The 18392-nt window shown below is 29.6% G+C and carries 13 protein-coding genes; 3 read left to right on the top strand and 10 right to left on the bottom strand.

The genetic code is table 11. From position 1 onward, the window contains the following. The first annotated feature begins 311 nt into the window (after positions 1–311). Positions 312–2558: a formate C-acetyltransferase gene (gene pflB, locus BUA48_RS02815; protein WP_072829852.1), complete on the top strand. Its 2247-nt coding sequence runs from the start codon at positions 312–314 to the stop codon at positions 2556–2558. A gap of 104 nt (positions 2559–2662) precedes the next feature. Then, a complete protein-coding gene (gene pflA / locus BUA48_RS02810; protein WP_072829850.1) occupies positions 2663–3388 on the top strand; it encodes a pyruvate formate-lyase-activating protein in 726 nt (241 codons plus the stop codon). Positions 3389–3575: 187 nt separating this feature from the next. Here pflA and BUA48_RS02805 read toward each other — a convergent pair whose 3' ends face one another. The 9 genes from BUA48_RS02805 to BUA48_RS02765 all read right to left on the bottom strand — a co-directional run bounded on the left by BUA48_RS02805 (position 3576) and on the right by BUA48_RS02765 (position 13206). Further along, positions 3576–4472 carry a dihydroorotate dehydrogenase gene (locus BUA48_RS02805; protein WP_072829848.1) on the bottom strand — a complete coding sequence of 299 codons (897 nt, stop codon included), beginning with the start codon at positions 4470–4472 and terminating at the stop codon, positions 3576–3578. Further along, the gene (locus BUA48_RS02800) at positions 4472–5200 is read right to left on the bottom strand and encodes a dihydroorotate dehydrogenase electron transfer subunit (RefSeq protein ID WP_072829846.1); all 729 of its coding nucleotides are present in this window, start codon (positions 5198–5200) and stop codon (positions 4472–4474) included. The genes BUA48_RS02805 and BUA48_RS02800 overlap by 1 nt, the downstream gene beginning before the upstream one ends. Before the next feature lie 80 nt (positions 5201–5280). Then, positions 5281–6147 carry an orotidine-5'-phosphate decarboxylase gene (pyrF, locus tag BUA48_RS02795; protein ID WP_072829844.1) on the bottom strand — a complete coding sequence of 289 codons (867 nt, stop codon included), beginning with the start codon at positions 6145–6147 and terminating at the stop codon, positions 5281–5283. Positions 6148–6227: 80 nt separating this feature from the next. After that, a complete protein-coding gene (locus tag BUA48_RS02790; RefSeq protein ID WP_072829842.1) occupies positions 6228–7415 on the bottom strand; it encodes a dihydroorotase in 1188 nt (395 codons plus the stop codon). Positions 7416–7490: 75 nt separating this feature from the next. Beyond that, positions 7491–7919: an aspartate carbamoyltransferase regulatory subunit gene (locus tag BUA48_RS02785; RefSeq protein ID WP_072829840.1), complete on the bottom strand. Its 429-nt coding sequence runs from the start codon at positions 7917–7919 to the stop codon at positions 7491–7493. Continuing rightward, positions 7919–8845 carry an aspartate carbamoyltransferase gene (pyrB, locus tag BUA48_RS02780; RefSeq protein WP_072829838.1) on the bottom strand — a complete coding sequence of 309 codons (927 nt, stop codon included), beginning with the start codon at positions 8843–8845 and terminating at the stop codon, positions 7919–7921. Before pyrB ends, BUA48_RS02785 begins: the two co-directional genes overlap by 1 nt. A gap of 659 nt (positions 8846–9504) precedes the next feature. Next, positions 9505–11073 (bottom strand): hypothetical protein, encoded by a 1569-nt coding sequence (locus tag BUA48_RS02775; protein WP_072829836.1) that lies wholly within the window; start codon positions 11071–11073, stop codon positions 9505–9507. Between the two features lie 2 nt (positions 11074–11075). Continuing rightward, a complete protein-coding gene (locus BUA48_RS02770; protein ID WP_072829835.1) occupies positions 11076–12494 on the bottom strand; it encodes a sensor histidine kinase in 1419 nt (472 codons plus the stop codon). Between the two features lie 16 nt (positions 12495–12510). Beyond that, positions 12511–13206, bottom strand: a complete 696-nt coding sequence (locus BUA48_RS02765; protein WP_072829833.1) for a response regulator transcription factor — start codon at positions 13204–13206, stop codon at positions 12511–12513. Positions 13207–13591: 385 nt separating this feature from the next. Between BUA48_RS02765 and BUA48_RS02760 the strand changes: the two genes are divergently transcribed. After that, positions 13592–15973: an ATP-binding protein gene (locus BUA48_RS02760; protein WP_178138935.1), complete on the top strand. Its 2382-nt coding sequence runs from the start codon at positions 13592–13594 to the stop codon at positions 15971–15973. A 220-nt stretch (positions 15974–16193) separates the two neighbouring features. On the opposite strand, the gene BUA48_RS02755 is transcribed toward BUA48_RS02760, so the two are convergent. Next, positions 16194–17972 (bottom strand): aminopeptidase P family protein, encoded by a 1779-nt coding sequence (locus BUA48_RS02755; protein ID WP_072829830.1) that lies wholly within the window; start codon positions 17970–17972, stop codon positions 16194–16196. Positions 17973–18392: the final 420 nt, after the last annotated feature.

Here is an 18392-nt window from a genome sequence, read left to right as displayed (position 1 = left end):
TACAGTTTTAAATGAGTTATTAAATTTCACAGAAAGGATTTTTTCTTTTCATTTTTCAGAAAAATGATTTTTTTATAGTTATATATTTCATTTGTTTCGACTCACTTTTTTTTTAATCAAAAACATATTAACAAACATACCATAATGGTGTATAATCTGTTTGTAAGAAATATTGACCTAATATTTCATTTTACATTTATATAAACTTTCAATACATTTAATTAAAGATTTAAGTAGTCTTACTAACTTAGTTAAATTGTGGTTTCGATTTAATTTTTTAGTATCTCTATAAATTTAGGAGGATGATTTACATGTTTAAACAATGGGAAGGATTCAAAGGCGAATATTGGCAAAACCATATCGACGTAAGAGACTTTATTCAAAAAAACTATTCTTCATATGAAGGTGATGATAGTTTCTTAGTTGGTAAAACTGCTAAAACTACTATGGTTTGGGAAAAGGCGCATGAATTAATTATTGAGGAAATAAAAAAAGGAATCATAGATGTAGAAGTTAACGAAGTTTCTGGTATAGATAACTTCGCTCCTGGATATATTGATAAAGAAAATGAAACTATTGTGGGTTTACAAACTGATGCTCCATTAAAAAGAATTGTTAATCCATTTGGTGGTTTCAGAATGGTCGAACAATCTTTAGAAGCTTATGGCTTTAAATTAAATGAAGATATTACTAAATATTTTAATAAATATAGAAAAACGCACAACCAAGGTGTTTTTGATGCTTATAGTGATGCTACAAGAAAAGCTAGAACAGTTGGTTTATTAACTGGTCTTCCAGATGCTTATGGTAGAGGAAGAATAATAGGCGACTACAGAAGAATAGCTTTATACGGAATGGATTTCTTAATAAAAGAAAAGAAAAATGATTTAAAACATATAAAAACAAGTTCTTTAGAGGAAACTATTAGATTAAAAGAAGAAGTAAGCGAACAAATAAGAGCTATGCAACAAATCAAAAATATGGCAGCTTCTTATGGTTTCGATATTTCTATGCCTGCTAAAAATGCTCAAGAAGCAGTTCAATTCTTATACTTTGGATATTTAGCAGCTATAAAGGAAAATAACGGAGCAGCAATGTCACTTGGTAGAACTACTACATTCATTGACTGTTACATTGAAAGAGATTTAAAAGCTGGTGTAATTACTGAGGCTGAAGCTCAAGAAATTATAGATCAATTTGTAATTAAGTTAAGATTATCAAGACACCTAAGAACTCCTGACTACAATGAATTGTTTGCTGGAGATCCAACTTGGGTAACTGAATCTATAGGTGGTGTTGGAACTAACGGTAAATCATTAGTTACTAAGACTTCTTTCAGATTCTTACACACTTTAACTAACTTAAACCCAGCACCAGAACCAAACATGACAGTTTTATGGTCTGAAAAGTTACCTGAAAACTTCAAAAAGTACTGTGCTAAAATGTCTATTTTAACTGACTCTATCCAATATGAGAACGACGATATAATGAGACCTATATATGGGGACGATTATGGAATCGCTTGTTGTGTATCTGCTATGGAAATTGGTAAGAGAATGCAATTCTTTGGTGCAAGAGCTAACCTTGCTAAAGCATTGTTATATGCTATTAACGGCGGAGTTGACGAGAAGAAAAAAGATAAGAAAGGTAATTTAATTGAAGTCGTTCCTGGAATCGCTCCAATTAAAGATGAAGTTTTAGATTATAATAAAGTTAAAGAAAACTATAATAAAGTATTAGAGTATATTGCAGAATTATATGTAGATACTATGAATACTATCCATTACATGCATGACAAATATGCTTATGAAGCTGGTCAAATGTCTTTACATGATACAAACATAAAGAGATTTATGGCCTTTGGAATAGCTGGTTTATCAGTTGTTGCTGACTCATTAAGTGCTATTAAATTTGCAAAGGTTATGCCTGTAAGAAATGAAGATGGTATAACAGTAGACTTTAAAATAGAGGGTGAGTTCCCTAAATACGGAAACGACGATGACAGAGTTGATGATATAGCAGTTGAAATAGTAAAACAATTCTCTGATGAGCTTAAGAAATACCCAACTTACAGAGATGCTGAGCATACTTTATCAGCTTTAACTATTACATCTAACGTTGTATATGGTAAGAAAACTGGTTCTACTCCTGATGGAAGAAAAGTTGGTGAGCCGCTTTCTCCAGGAGCTAACCCAATGCATGGTAGAGATGAAAATGGTGCTTTAGCTTCTCTAAACTCAGTTGCTAAAATACCTTACAGAAACTACTGTCAAGACGGTGTATCAAATACATTCTCCATCGTTCCTGATGCTTTAGGTAAGGATGAAGAAACTAGAATTAACAACTTAGTTTCTATATTAGATGGTTATTTTGCTCAAAGTGCATTCCATCTTAATGTAAATGTATTTAATAGAGAAACTTTATTAGATGCTATGGAAAATCCAGAAAAATATCCTACTTTAACTATAAGAATTTCTGGTTACGCTGTTAACTTTAATAGATTAACTAGAGAACAACAACTTGAAGTCTTAAGCAGAACTTTCCATGAAAGTATGTAATTCAAGTTATTGATTTAATTAAGACTAAGATATAGGTATTAATAGCTTATGGTGCACAGTGCATTATAAGCTATTATACTTGTACTTGATATGGAGTGATATTAGTGACTAAAGGTAGAATACATTCAATTGAAAGTATGGGATTAGTTGATGGACCAGGTATAAGAAGTATTGTTTTTATACAAGGTTGTCATTTAAGATGTTCTTATTGCCATAACCCTGATACTTGGAGTACATGTGGTGGTAAAGAAGTTACCCCGGAAGAAGTTGTAAATAAAATTAAACGTTTTAAATCTTATTTTGACAAATCAGGTGGCGGCGTTACATTCTCTGGTGGAGATCCTCTTATACAACCAGAATTTCTATTAGAATGCTTAAAGCTTTGTAAAGAAGCTGGAATACATACGACAATAGATACTGCTGGCTATGGAGAAGGTAATTATGATGAGATATTAAAGTATACAGACCTTGTTTTATTAGATATAAAGCAAGAAGATAGTAAAAGCTACAAAGAATTAACCGGTAAGGATACGAAGGGTATAAATTTATTTTTAGATGCCCTTAGAAGATCAAACTCAAGAGTATGGGTAAGACATGTAGTAGTTCCTGGAATCACCGACTCTGAAGAACACATACTTAAATTAGCTAAAATAATTAAAAAAGAAATACCTAATGTAGATAAAATAGAATTACTTCCTTATCACAATATAGGTGCTCACAAATATGAAAGTTTAGGTATTCCTTATAGATTATCGAATATAAAACCTATGGATAAAAATCGTTGTTTTGAATTACAAGATTTAATTCGTAAAGAAACAGGTATTTTATAAAAATAAAGATAAAAAAATAAGAAGCTATAATAAAGTATTTATTATAGCTTCTTATTTTTTTATATCAACACTTACATTCAGATTAATAATTCTATCTTGAACAGTTCTAAGTCACTATTTACTTATATATTTATGTTTCATAAACCTTTATCTAAAACATGAAAACCTTATTGCTTAATCTTATTAATTATAGAATTCCTCTTATTTCACTTAAATCCTTTATTCCTTCTTTTATCATAAACCTTTCAATTCCATTTATTATATCAAGTGATATATCAGGTTTAATGAAATTTGCCGTTCCAACTTGTATAGCAGTAGAACCTGCCATAATGAACTCTATAGTATCTTCCCAAGTTGTAATACCACCCATTCCTACAACTGGTACATTAACATTCTTACAAACTTCATACACCATTCTTAAAGCTATAGGCTTAATAGCTGGTCCTGAATATCCTGCAGATACATTATTAAATACAGGCTTTCTTGATCTTATATCTACAGCCATTCCCTTAAATGTATTAACTAAAGATATAGAATCCGCTCCTGCATCCACACAACTAACTGCCATATCTACTATATCCTCTGCATTAGGAGATAATTTCACCATAAGGGGCTTTTTACATATGCTTTTCACCTCAGATACTATGCTATGAGCTACATCTGATTTGATTCCAAAAGCCATTCCACCACATTTTACATTAGGACAAGATATATTTAATTCTATTATGTCAACATCTGTATTATTTAACTTCTCTATACCTCTTAAATAATCTTCTAAAGTGGCTCCACCAAGATTAGCTATAATTGCGGTATCCATTTTTCTCATTTTAGGCAAATAAGATTCAATGAAGTTATCCACTCCAGGATTTTGAAGACCTACACTATTTAACATACCACCTTTAGTTTCATAAACTCTAATTCCATCATTACCTTCTTTTTTATTTATAGTAAGACCTTTAGTGCTTATTCCACCTAATTTAGATACATCAAAAAGTTGAGAGTACTCTTCTCCAAAACCAAAAGTTCCTGAAGCTGTTATTACTGGATTTTTTAATTCTACTCCACAAATATTAACCTTCATCATTATAATACCAACTCCTCACCTAAAAATACTGGCCCTGTCTTACAAGTTGTTTTATTTCCATCAACTGTTTTACAGGTACAACCAAGACATGCACCTATTCCACAAGCCATTCTATTTTCCATAGAAACATATAATTTAGTATTTTTCTCTCTACACATTTCCACAACCTTATCCATCATGATCTTAGGTCCACAACAAACCACAACATCATATTTTTCTGGTTCTAAAATATCTATAACATATCCCTTATATCCTACATTTCCACTTTCTGTTGCAATATATAAAGCATTACAATGCTTTTCAATCTCATCTAAAGAATATGGAACATCTCTAAATCCAGCATAAAAATCTATTTGTGAATCCTTAATTTCTTTAGCTAAGTATTGCATAGGAGCAATTCCTATTCCTCCAGCTATTAGCGCCACTCGTCCTTTTATATCTTTAAGGTTAAATCCATTACCAAGAGGACCCATTACTTGAATCTCATCTCCAAGCTTCAACTTACTAATTTCCTTTGTGCCTTTTCCTGCCACATGATATAAGAAAGTTATTTTCTCCTTATCATTATCGTGAATACTTATAGGTCTCGGTAGTAATGTCTCTCCACTTAGTAACTTTAACATATAAAACTGTCCCGGTTTACCCTCAAACTCTCCCTCTATAGAAAGTTTATATATGGATTCACTAACTTCTATATTTTCTATAACTCTTTCTACTGAACAAATCATAGCTTAATTCCTCCTCAAGGTTTTCTTAATTAAACAGCTATACCCCATTGTATAGCTGTTTGAAATCACATAATGCAATTTTACTTTTCTATTGCCTTTAATATGTCATCCCTCATAATAATAGCTGCTTCTCTAGCATATTTAGCAAAGTTTAATTCTCCACCTTCAACTTTCTTATATGCAAGCAAAATACCTCTTGAAGAGTTTACAACTCCTCCATTTCCGTTTTTAAGATAAACAGCTACATCCTTGGCTGCTCCTCCTTGAGCACCATATCCAGGAATTAAGAAGAACATTTTATTTAACTCTTCTCTCATAAGAGCACCTTCATTAACATTAGTGCACCCTACAACTCCTCCAATTGAGCTATAACCACACTCTCCCATGTAGTTTAATCCAAGATTTTGAATTTTTTCTCCAATTAAATCATATACTCTTCTATCATCTTTTAACTCTACATATTCAAGATCCTGTGCTCCTGGATTTGAAGTTCTAACTAATACAAACATTCCCTTTTCTTTATTTTTAACATAATCTAAGTATGGTTCTATACTATCTAAGCCCATATAAGGATTTAAAGTTACAAAATCACATTCAAAGTCCCCTTCAAAATGACCCTTTGCATACATTTCTGCTGTTTTAGAAATGTCACCCCTTTTAATATCCGCTATTGATAAGGCTCCTACTTCTTTAATATATCTTAAAGTTTTATGGTAAGCATTTAATCCTTTTAATCCATAAGCTTCGTAATATGCTATTTGAACCTTATAACAAGCAACCGCATCTAAGGTTTCATCTATAATAGCCTTGTTGAATTGGAATAAAGCTTCATCTATTTCTGGATATTTTTCTAAAAACCACTTTGGTATATAAGTTATATCCGTATCCAATCCTAAACATACATGTCCTTTTGCCTCAATAGTGCTGTAAAGCTTATCAATTATCATTATGCTATACCTCCAAATTTACTTTCTTACTACATTCTTATTACTTTCTAATTAATAATTGCAAATAAATTGTGCCTATATTATTTACAATAAACTTCCTTTCCTTCTTTAAAGGTTCTTAGTATTTCCCCAAATACTAATTTACCTTGAAAAGGTGTATTCTTACCCTTGGATTCAAATTTACTACTATCTACAATAAATTCTTTCTCTAAATCAACTAAAACCATATCCGCATAATACCCGATTTTTAATTGTCCCTTATTTAAACCCATAATTTTCGCTGGTTTTTCTGACATAAGTTGTGAAAGTTTATTAAGACTTATGTGTCCATCTTTAACTAACTTTGTATAACTTACAGAAAAGCTTGTCTCTATTCCTGATATACCTGGTGCCCCATTCTTTTTATCCTCTTCTGTGTGAGGTGCATGATCTGTTGCAATTGCATCAACGTATCCATCTTGTATAGCTTTAATTAAAAACTCTACATCATCTCGTTTTCTTATAGGAGGATTAACTCTATATTGAGATTCCTCTTCAGTTAAAGCTAAGTGATGTGGCATTACTTCACAGGTTAATTTTAACCCCTTCTTCTTGCCCTCGATTATGTACTGCATTGCTTCTTTAGTACTTACATGTGCCATATGTAGAGAGCATCCTGTATATTCACATAAATGAACATCTCTCCAAGTCATCATATTCTCAGCAAGTCTCATATCTACATTAGAAAATTCCTTTGATTCCGCATGAGACATAACAGTTAAGTTTTGTTTTTTAGCATAAAACATAGCTTCCATCATTACTCTGCTATTATTTACCCCAAGACCATCATCAGATATAAATTTAACCGAAGAATCTATATTTTTTAAATGTTCTATATTGTCACCCTTTAATCCATCTGTAATAGTTGCTACTTGATTAACTTCTATTAATCCTATTGCCTTAGCTTTATTATTCACGTAATTTATAACGTCCATATTGCTAGCAACTGGCTTAGTGTTTCCCATAAGGTTAACTACTGTATAACCACCCTTAACTGCTGCCTTACTACCTGTTTCTAAATCTTCTTTATGAGTAAATCCTGGCTCTCTGAAATGACAATGTAAATCTATAAATGAAGGCATTAGAACTTTACTCTTTCCATTTAATATTTCACAGTCCTTAGTTAGGTTTTGCCCTAATTCTTCTATTATTCCATCCTTAATGTAAACATCACCAAAGAAATCTTGAGATGAGTCAACTATTCTAACTTGTTTTATTAAAAGTTCCATAAATTCCACCTCGTATTCATACCTATCCTATTCTATAACACGACCACCAGTATAAACTGATGGTCGATTTTCAAACTACACTGTAGGTTTGTAAGATTCGTCACAATACTCACATCTATAAGTACTGCTATCTCCATCCACTAAGTAAAATCTATGAACTATTTCCTGTTCTATAGATGTAATGCATCTAGGATTATTACAATGTATAACATTTTCTATTTTTTTAGGTAAGTTTAAAGAAATCTTTTCTTTAACCTTTTCATCCTCAATTATGTTTATAGTAATACTTGGGTCAATAAATCCTAAAACTGTAAAATCTAGATCTATTTCATTCTCAATTTTAATAATATCTTTTCTTTCGTTTTTATCACTGCAAGCATTCATAATTAGTGCTACTGAATACTTAGCTTTATCAAGTCCTAAATAATTAAATATTTTTATACCTAAACCTGCTTTTATGTGGTCTATAACTATACCTTTTTTTATGCTTTTTATTTCCATCATTATTTTTCCACCCCCAAAAGTTTAACCATAAGAGCCATTCTAACAAACATTCCAAATTTCGCTTGTCTGAAGTAAGCTGCTCTTGGATCATTATCAATCTCCGTAGATATCTCATTTACTCTTGGTAATGGATGTAATACTATAGCATCCGCTTTAGCATCTTCCATTTTCTTAGCATCTAATATATAGCTATCTTTTAATCTTATATAGTCATCTTCATTGAAAAATCTTTCTCTTTGTACTCTAGTCATATAAAGAATGTCTAATTCTCCTATAACATCTTCTAATCTTTCAACTTCTTTAAATTCAATGTTATTTTTCTTTAAAATTTCTTCCTTTATATATTCTGGAACTTTTAACTCATTAGGTGATATTAATACAAATTTATTGCCTTCATATCTTGACATTGCTTTTATTAAAGAATGTACTGTTCTACCGAATTTTAAGTCTCCACATACTCCTATTGTTAATCCTGAAAGTTTTCCTTTCAATTTACTTATTGTTAATAAGTCTGTTAATGTTTGAGTTGGATGTTGATGTCCACCATCTCCTGCATTAATTACAGGCATTGTTGAGTACATTGATGCTACCTTAGGTGCTCCTTCTTTTGGATGTCTCATAGCTGCAATATCTGCGTAGCATTCAACTGTTCTAATTGTATCTGCTACACTTTCTCCTTTTGCAGCTGAACTAGATTTAGCTTCTGAAAATCCTAGAACTGTTCCCCCTAGTCTTAACATAGCTGCTTCAAAACTAAGTCTTGTTCTTGTACTTGGCTCATAAAATAAAGTTGCTAGTATTTTTCCTTTGCAAACCTCTGAATAAGACTTAGGATCATCGATTATATCCTCTGCACATTCCAAAATCTCATTTAATTCCTCTGTTGTAAAATCCATTGGGTCAATTAAGTGTCTACCTTTTAGCATAATGAATTCCTCCTTATTAGTCTCTCTGTACTATATTTAAAGGTGATTTTATAAATAAAAAAGTCTTCCTTTCTAAAAAGGAAGACTTAAATTTCTAGTCTAATCATGATAGTTAAAACCTATAGATTTTATACTATATAGATTTTAAATTTCACATTTAATAAGATGCTACTTAAAATCATCTTATTACCATCTCCCTTTTAGATCTCTCGTATCTAATTTAAAGGTAACTTCAATATTTATTTGTATACATATTACTATATGACAGATATTAAGTCAATATATTTTTTCATTAAATATTTTAAAATACTTTTGTAACCTTTCAGTAATCTAGATTAATTAACCATATTTTAGATTAATTATTATCACTTATTCCTTATAAATCATTGTAAAAATCATTTTTATTTGTTATAATATAGTCACCACACATTATTTATTATGTGCTATATTTTTCCCTTATTATTATTTTAGTGAAATAATATAGGTGCATATAAGCTTTATTTTGAATTAAATTAAAGTTTATTAAAAAAGATTGGTTTCTCCACCAATCTTTTTTATTTTTTGACTTTTACTCAGTTTTATTTATGTTAGCTTTTTAACAAATTCCTATATGAATTTAATTTTGTGAAAATAATACTCTCTTCATTATTAATTAAATTTTATTTGTTTTCTGGTAGTATTTCTCGCTTCTTAAATTGCTCCAAAACGCTATGCCATCTTTTCACATACTCTTCTCCTTGTGCCCATTCTGCCATTATAACTGAAGTACCTTCTGGTATTTTTATAATACTTGATGGTGTTTCGATAATATCTACTTCTTCGCTATTTAAAATTCTATTATTTATTTTATGAACCTGTATACTATCCTTAGTTAAAATAAGCGCAACATTCTTACTTGGAGTAATAAATGCATCAACAGCATTAGGTACAGTATCTTTAATTTTACTCCAGGGAATATAAAGTTCATCATAATTAACTAATGTATCCTCTGGATCTAAATTCAAATTGAAAACTTGAGAACTCATCCCTTCCTCAGCATTCATAATATCAACTCTACCTTCAAGTTGCCAATGTCCATTGCTTCTTTTCATTGTATAATTATTAGGATCAAAAAATAATCCTTCTATATTATTTTTACTCCTCATGACTTCATCCTTTGCCATAGCAGCAAATTGACTTTTTCCTTTGACTCCAAAGATATTAGCTATATCTATTGGCATACTTAAATCATCTAAACTTTTAACCTCATAATTAATTATTTCATTGGTAGTTCTATCAACATTTTGTAAGGCTATATAATCATTTCCAATAAAGTTTATTTCCGTAACTTCATCTTCTTTCCCAATATATTTACTGTAATCTTCCTCTTTTAAATTTGCATAATTACCGTAATTAATTCCATCCATATTTTTTACATATAGATGTTGATTGGGTTCATTATCATTTACATTGTCTACAAAATCAATAACCTGAAATCCATACATTCGTGGTACTATTAGCTTGGGAATTAAAATTCCTTGCTGGAATTCCCCATTGAAAAAGGGAAGCCACATACTTCCATAGGAGTATCCCTCTCTTGAAGAGTTATCCTCTTTAAATTTAAATCCAAGTATAACTCCCGATGTAAGATATATAGGATTTGAACTTATAGAGTTTCTTTTCGTATCTTCAAGACTTCCATAGCTGTATTCTTCAAATTCATCAGAAATTTTTTGTAAATAATACAAGGTACCATTTACTTTAATTAAAATATTTGTATCATCTACTCTTATGACATCGTAAAAATAGTTTTCTTTAGAAGAAATAGATATTACATCTACATATTGGGAAGTTATATTCACCTCTTGTTTTGTCTTTTTCATGTTGTAGTATAAATACTTATTAGTATCCACACTTTTAATCTTATACTGAGGAGAATTACATACTTCTTTATCTATATATACGTATTCCTTTGAAAAAACAGCTTTTTTCCCAATTACATCATATACACTTTCACCCTTTGTATTACTAGAAACAGTTGGCTCTGTAAGAGTTAAGTAATCCTTAAATTCCCACGTTCCTTGTATTGGAAGTATTTTATTTTCAGGTGACACTACACTTTCCGTAGATAAAATAGATGTTTTTCCTTTACCATCTCCATCTATTTCATTATAATTACCTAAACAACCTTGTAGTAGTAATGAAGTAAATATAATTAAACTTATAAGTAAAAAAAATCTTTTTTTCATAACTACTCTCCTAATTCTTTATTTTTATAACTACTTTTCATTACTGGCAAACGAACATATATTGTGGTTCCTTCATTTAAAACACTTTCTATTTCTAAGGTACCACCATGTAACTTAATAATTTCATCACATATTGACAATCCTATACCATTTTGTGATTTACTGCTTTTTCCTTTGTAAAATTTCTCCTTAACTCTAGGAATCTCTTCTTTTGATATCCCCATACCTGTATCCTTAACAGAAAGTACTATTTCCTTATTTTGCATAAAGATATTTAATTGTACTTCTCCATTTTTTTCTGTAAATTTAAAAGCATTATCTAATAAATTCATAACTACTTGTTTCATTCTATCTTTATCCACATTGATCAAAGGTAAATCCTTTTCACAATTAACCTTAAAGTTAATTTTATCTCTTATAGCACGTGGACTCATAAAGCTATCAATATAATAAGCAAATTCCTCTAAAGAAAGACTTTCGATTCTCAATGTTATTCTTCCAGATACAAACTTAGAAAAATCTAAAAGTTCCTCAACCATATAGGTAAGTCTATCACTTTCCTTTTCTATTACACCTAAGCCCTCTTTTGTTGTTTCTTTATCTATCCCCTCAGTTGTGTTTAAAATATTTGCCCATCCCTTAATAGCAGTTAAAGGTGTTCGTAACTCATGAGAAACCGAAGATATAAAATCATTTTTCAATCTATCTCTATTAAGAATTTCTTCGCACATATAATTAAAAGTCTCTGCCAATTCTCCTATCTCATCTTCAGAATACTTACGACTTTTAATATTAAAATCACCTTTAGCTATCTTTTCTGCATCATTAGTTAACTCTTCTATAGGGGATATTATACTTCTTGATAAAAACAAGCTAACTATAACAGAAATACAACTAACTACTAATCCCACTAAAGAAAAACTAATAAAAACCAATAACAACTGCTTATTAACTTTATTAAGAGAGCTAATAAACCTTATGACTCCAACAATCTCATCATTACTTTTTAATGGATATGAAACAGCCATAACCGATTTGTTATCATAGGTAACTTTTCCAGTCCAACTTCCAAAATCGCCCTTTTTAGCTTTCATATAATCTGGACTATTCAAAGGTGTTGTATGTATATATCCTATAGAGTCCATAATTACTTTTCCATCTAAATCTATAATCTGAACTTGTGTTTTGCTTTGTTTCCAAAATGCATCCACATTATTAAGTACATTCTCCTCTAAGGATGAATTTGAAAAATACTTGTTATAAAAATCCGCTGAAGTTTTTATTTGTCCTTTTAAGAACTCCTCCATATTACTACAATAATAGGATCTTACAAAGGTTATTAAAATAACTTCTAAAATCAACACCGTTGATATTATTATAAATAGAAAATTTTTAAAAAGTCGCTTTTTTATGCTTTTCATATTTTATTCACCAACACTACACTTCTCTTTCATTCCATCTATATCCTGTGCCCCAAACTGTCTCTATAAATTCAGGTCTTGAGGCTGTTTCTTCAATTTTTGTTCTGAGTCTTCTAATATTTACATCAACTATCTTAGATTCACCAAAAAAGTTCCATCCCCATACTAAGTTTAAAAGCTCCTCTCTACTAAAAGCTTTTCCTGGGTTCTCCATTAAAAGTTTTATTAATAAATATTCTTTTGGTGTAAGATCTAATATCTCATCATTCTTATAAGCCTTTTGTGAGTAATTATCTATTTTAAATGGATAGCTTTCTATTATATTAGCATCAACTTCTTTAGCATTACTTTCCATTCTCCTTAATATAGCTTTAACTCTTAAAATCAATTCAGCTGGATTAAAAGGTTTCACCACATAATCATCTGCCCCAGATTCTAATCCAGAAATTTTATCTATATCTTGTCCTCTTGCTGTAAGCATTATTATTCCTATATCCGGAAACTCTTCTCTTAGTTTTTTACATAACTGAAACCCATCCATATTAGGCATCATTACATCTAAAACTGCAATCTGAGGTTTTTCAATTCTTGCAAGTTCTAAGCCCTTAAGACCATCCTCTGCCTCTATTACGTCAAATTTATTACTTTTTAAACTTACTTTTAAAAAACTTCTTATACTACTTTCATCTTCAACTATTAATATTTTGCACATAATTATCACCTAACCTATCTTATTATGTATATTATACTACAAATTAATTACTTTCTAGAGTTACAATTAATTTAAATTTAATCCCCTTTATGTTAGTTTAGTATATATCTTTACAATATTAAACATACATCTTCATATTTTCTTCTATTCTAATAGATATATTTTATTACATGGAATAAGTATAAACTCTTTATCTTCTACTTTATAATTTAATATTAACATTGTATATTTTCTAATTGTTTTTAATATATTAAATTATAAAAATAAATTCATATTTTTTATATTTACAATCTTTGAAATAAATATTCCTTTATCACTTTACAATTAACTTTCATAGTATATTTATGTGATGTTATTTTCAATAATTGATAATAGGAGGTCTAACTTGATTAATATTAAAAAGTTACCCTTAAAAAATTTAACAATTGATACTAGCAATATTCCATCATTTGAAACTACTAAAGATATAACAGCTTACACACGTATCATAAACCAAAAAACAGCTCAAAATTCAATAGACTTAGGATTAAAATTAAATAAAAAAGAATATAATATTTTTATTTCTGGTGAAAGTGGTACTGGTAAAACCAGCTATATAATAAATAAAATAAAAGACTTTGCCAAAACTCAAGAAGCTCCTTTAGATTGGTGTTATGTTTATAACTTTGAAGATGAAACTAATCCTATAGCGCTGTGCTTACCAACTGGGAAAGCTCATAGCTTCAAGAGAGATATGAGTAAATTAGTTAAATCCTTAATAAAAAATGTTCCAATCTATTTTTCCGCTGACAGCTATGAAGTAGAAAAGAATAAACTACTAAAAAAATATGAGGAACTGTTAATAGAAAGTACAGATAAACTTTACGTAGCTGCCGACAAAATGAACTTTTCAATACACGAATCCGAAAATGAGGCTTTTGTCTTTACCCCATTATTAAACGGAGAAGAAATGACAGCTGAATATTATAACAAACTATCTAAATCTGAAAAAAAAATAATTAATGATGGTTTAAGTGAATTAAGACTAATTTCTTTAGATGTACTTAAGGATACTAGAGTAATTGAAAAAAATATTGAAGAAGAGTTAAATAAACTAGATAGTCTAATAACAGAAAAGATAATAGAGAAATCCTTAAATATATTATTATTAAAATATGAAGAAGACAAGGAAGTACTGAGTTATCTAGAAATGCTTAAAAAGGATTTAACTAAAAATATTGACCTATTTTTAGAAGATAGTTTAGAATTAGCTGAAAAACTTGAAAAGAACTTTTTAAAAAGGTATGAAGTAAGTGTAATATCAACTAATAAAGTTAGTAACGGGGCACCAGTAGTCTTTGAAGATGCACCGGATATATATAATTTATTAGGTAGAATAGAATATGAAAATACAGGTACTCATTTAATTACGGATTTTTCACTTATAAAGCCAGGTAGTATTCATAAGGCTAATGGAGGATATTTAATTTTAGAAGCTGAGCAAATTTTAAATTCACCTGGGGCTTGGCAAGCACTAAAAAGATGTCTAAAGTCTGAATCTATATCCTTAGAGAGTTCAAAAAATAACTTTGATTTTTTACCACTAATTTCACTTAATCCTGAATCTATCCCCTTAAAGCTAAAGGTAATTATTATAGGAAGTGATATGTTCTATAATTTACTTTTAGATTATGACTCAGATTTTATGAAGTTATTTAAAATAAAAGCTGAATTCGACTCCGAAGTTCCTAATAATTTAGAAACCAACTCTGAAATAATAGGATATTTATCGAATTATATTAAAAAAAATAACTTTCTAGATTTAAATAGGGATGCAATAATAGAACTTTTAAAATACGGTTCTAGGTTAGCTGAAAATAAAAAGTATATTTCAGCATCTGTTAGCCATCTTCTAGATTTAATAGATTTAGGAAATAACTTTGCACAAAACTCCAGTTCTGAAATTATAGGTAAAGAGCATATTCTAATGGCTCTTAATGAAATCAGTGATATGCACTCATTATACAAGAAAAAAGTGCTTGAAATGTATAGTTCTAAACAATATATAGCTAATATAGAGGGTTTTAAAGTCGGAGAAATCAACGGACTTTCCGTTTCTGACTTTGGCGACTGTGTAATAGGAAAGCAGCATAGAATAACAGCCAATACCTATGTAGGTAAAAATGGAGTTATGAATATAGAAAGAGAAAGTAATTTAAGTGGAAGTATTCATAGTAAAGGAGTATTTATTTTAAGCTCCTACCTTGGAAGTTGGTTAGGACAAACTCAACCACTTTCTTTTAATGCTTCATTAGCCTTTGAGCAACTTTACTCTCATATAGATGGAGATAGTGCTTCTTGTGCTGAGCTTATATGCTTAATTTCTAGCTTGAGTAATATTCCTATTAATCAAGGGTTTGCTATAACTGGTTCAATTAATCAAAAGGGTGAAATTCAACCTATAGGTGGCGTTAATGACAAAATAGAAGGATATTTCGATATATGTAACCTCTTAGGTCTTACTGGAAAACAAGGAGTTGTAATTCCAAAGTCTAATGTAGATAATTTAATCTTAAATGATAAAATACTTCAAGCAGTGGAGGAAGGTAAATTTAGCATATATGCTGTAAATAACTTAGAGGAAGCTTTAACTTTGTTATTAGATGATAGCTATGTTTCAAATCTTCGCATACCTATATTAGATGATTTAAAGGAAAAAATAACCTTTAAGCTTCAATATTATAATGAAATTTTAAATGATTCAGCTGATAGAAGCCTTATTAATTAAAAATATACCTTTAAAATTTAGAAGTAATGCTTTTTATAATAAATAATAGTTATTGAACTATATTAATATAAGAGCACAAAGATAAGCTATTATAAAAACTAAAATAAAGGACTGCTGCAATAATAAATTATATAACCTATATTGTACTTATAAATTTCTCACAAATACAATATGATATATTATTTATTCTTAATTGCAACAGTCCCCTTTTATGTGGTTACTATATAGCTCTTGTCTCAGCTTTTAACCAAGTTTTAACTTCTTCACTTAAGAATGGAGATAACTTGTTGTAAACATCTTCATGATAGTTGTTTAACCAAGCTCTTTCCTCTTCAGTTAACATAGATGGCTCTATACCTTCTAAGTCAATTGGACAGTAAGAAATTGTTTCAAATTGCATAAACTTACCACATTCTGTTTCCATGTAGTCAGTTGTTAAAAGAGTGTTTTCAAGTCTTATTCCATGTCTACCCTCTTTATATATACCTGGCTCATTAGTTGTAACCATTCCATTTTCTAATTTAAATTCATTTAAAGCCTGACTTATTCTTTGTGGCCCTTCATGAACTCCTAATAAGAAGCCTACTCCATGACCTGTTCCACATTTATAATCTAAACCTTGTTCCCAAAGTGGCTTTCTAGCTAATATGTCAACTCCTGTACCTGTTGTTCCGTAAAGGAATTTACCCATAGCTAAACCAATATGAGCTCTAGCAACTAAAGTAAAGTCTCTTTTCATTTCTTCAGAAATTGGACCTAAAACCATAGTTCTAGTTATATCAGTAGTACCATCTAAGTACTGTCCGCCTGAATCTAATAAGAACAAGCCTTCTTTTTCAAGTTTATATGCAACTTCTGGAGTAGCTGAATAGTGCATCATTGCAGCATGCTCCTTATATGCAGCTATACTTCCGAAACTTGGATATATAAAATCTGCTTGAGCCTCTCTAAATTCTCTTAATTTATCGTCAGCTGTAATTTCAGTTATTTCTTCTTCTCCTACATGAGTATCTAACCAATGTAAGAAATTAACCATTGCTACACCATCTTTAATTTGACAGTTTCTTAAGTTAGCAATTTCAACATCATTCTTAACAGCTTTTAATATAGTTGTTACATTGTTACCTTCAACAGTTCCTACTGATGAATCTAAGCTATTAATTAAGCCTACATTTGTCTTATTAGCATCATATAATATCTTATCACCCTTAGCTAATTTTCCTAAGAATTCATATATATCCTCATATGCTTTAACTTCAACGCCATCTTTTTGAAGTTCTGCTCTTATTTCAGCTGAAACCTTATTTTCATCAACAAAGAAATAAGTTTTATCCATTGATACTACAACATAAGATATAACAACTGGTGTGCTAGTAACATCATTACCTCTTACATTTAATAACCATGCAATGTCATCTAAAGATGTTAATAAGTGATGATTTGCACCTTTTGATTTCATTTCATCTCTTACTAATTCTATTTTTTCAACTCTTGATTTTCCTGCATATTTTACATCAAGAACAAATATTGGATCTGTAGGTGTACCTGGTCTATCAGTCCAAATATCATTTATTAAATCAAATTTAGTTTCTAATTTTATATTCTTTGATGATAAAGAATTTTCTATAGCTCTAGCTCCATCTACAGAATAAACTCTTCCATCAAAACCAACTACTTCACCATCTTTTAATTCTTTTTTTAACCATTCATTAATAGTTGGAACTCCTGGTTGACCCATTTTAAATAATTCTATACCTGAACCTTCTAATTGCTTTTCAGCTTGAATGAAATATCTTCCATCTGTCCATAAACCAGCTTTTTCTTCAGTAACTACCACTGTGCCAGCTGAACCAGTAAATCCTGATATCCACATTCTACATTTCCAATAACCTGCAACATACTCACTTTGATGAGCATCTGCACTTGGAATTATGTAGGCAGAAATTCCTTTATTCTTCATGCCATTTCTAAGAGCTTGAACTCTTTCTTTAATATTCATTAATACTCCCCCAATCGAAAGAATTTAATTATTATTTTAAATAATTAACGTAACAAACATATTATTTTAAATTAAGTTTTTAATTATTCAATAAATTCTTAATTCAATATTATTATACATTATTTTTCACTAAAGTATATAGTCCCTATAGAATAATTATCAAATATTCAATATTTATTATCAATAATTATATATTTTTCATATATAAATTATTATTATAATTTGTTCAAATGTAATAATTTTATTTTACAAAATAAGGATGGTTAAGATTATGTTAAATGTTTAGACCCTAATTGTATTTTATAAACTCCAGTGGTATTATTAGTAATGTTAATCAGGTATTACCTTAATATTTCTTAAAATAATACATCTATTTTTAAGCATTATTCTTTTAAAAGAGTACTAATAAATGGGGGGAGT

Source organism: Clostridium collagenovorans DSM 3089, assembly GCF_900130005.1.
Classification (GTDB): domain Bacteria; phylum Bacillota; class Clostridia; order Clostridiales; family Clostridiaceae; genus Clostridium_D; species Clostridium_D collagenovorans.
Note: the sequence above shows the minus strand (reverse complement) of the source record. Positions and strands in the feature narration are given on the sequence as shown.

Coding starts and splice junctions, on each gene's coding strand:
- pflB (WP_072829852.1), top strand. CDS start 312: ATGTTTAAACAATGGGAAGGATTCAAAGGCGAATATTGGCAAAACCAT.
- BUA48_RS02805 (WP_072829848.1), bottom strand. CDS start 4,472: ATGATGAAGGTTAATATTTGTGGAGTAGAATTAAAAAATCCAGTAATA.
- BUA48_RS02800 (WP_072829846.1), bottom strand. CDS start 5,200: ATGATTTGTTCAGTAGAAAGAGTTATAGAAAATATAGAAGTTAGTGAA.
- pyrF (WP_072829844.1), bottom strand. CDS start 6,147: ATGATAATTGATAAGCTTTACAGCACTATTGAGGCAAAAGGACATGTA.
- BUA48_RS02790 (WP_072829842.1), bottom strand. CDS start 7,415: ATGGAACTTTTAATAAAACAAGTTAGAATAGTTGACTCATCTCAAGAT.
- BUA48_RS02785 (WP_072829840.1), bottom strand. CDS start 7,919: ATGATGGAAATAAAAAGCATAAAAAAAGGTATAGTTATAGACCACATA.
- pyrB (WP_072829838.1), bottom strand. CDS start 8,845: ATGCTAAAAGGTAGACACTTAATTGACCCAATGGATTTTACAACAGAG.
- BUA48_RS02775 (WP_072829836.1), bottom strand. CDS start 11,073: ATGAAAAAAAGATTTTTTTTACTTATAAGTTTAATTATATTTACTTCA.
- BUA48_RS02770 (WP_072829835.1), bottom strand. CDS start 12,494: ATGAAAAGCATAAAAAAGCGACTTTTTAAAAATTTTCTATTTATAATA.
- BUA48_RS02765 (WP_072829833.1), bottom strand. CDS start 13,206: ATGTGCAAAATATTAATAGTTGAAGATGAAAGTAGTATAAGAAGTTTT.
- BUA48_RS02755 (WP_072829830.1), bottom strand. CDS start 17,972: ATGAATATTAAAGAAAGAGTTCAAGCTCTTAGAAATGGCATGAAGAAT.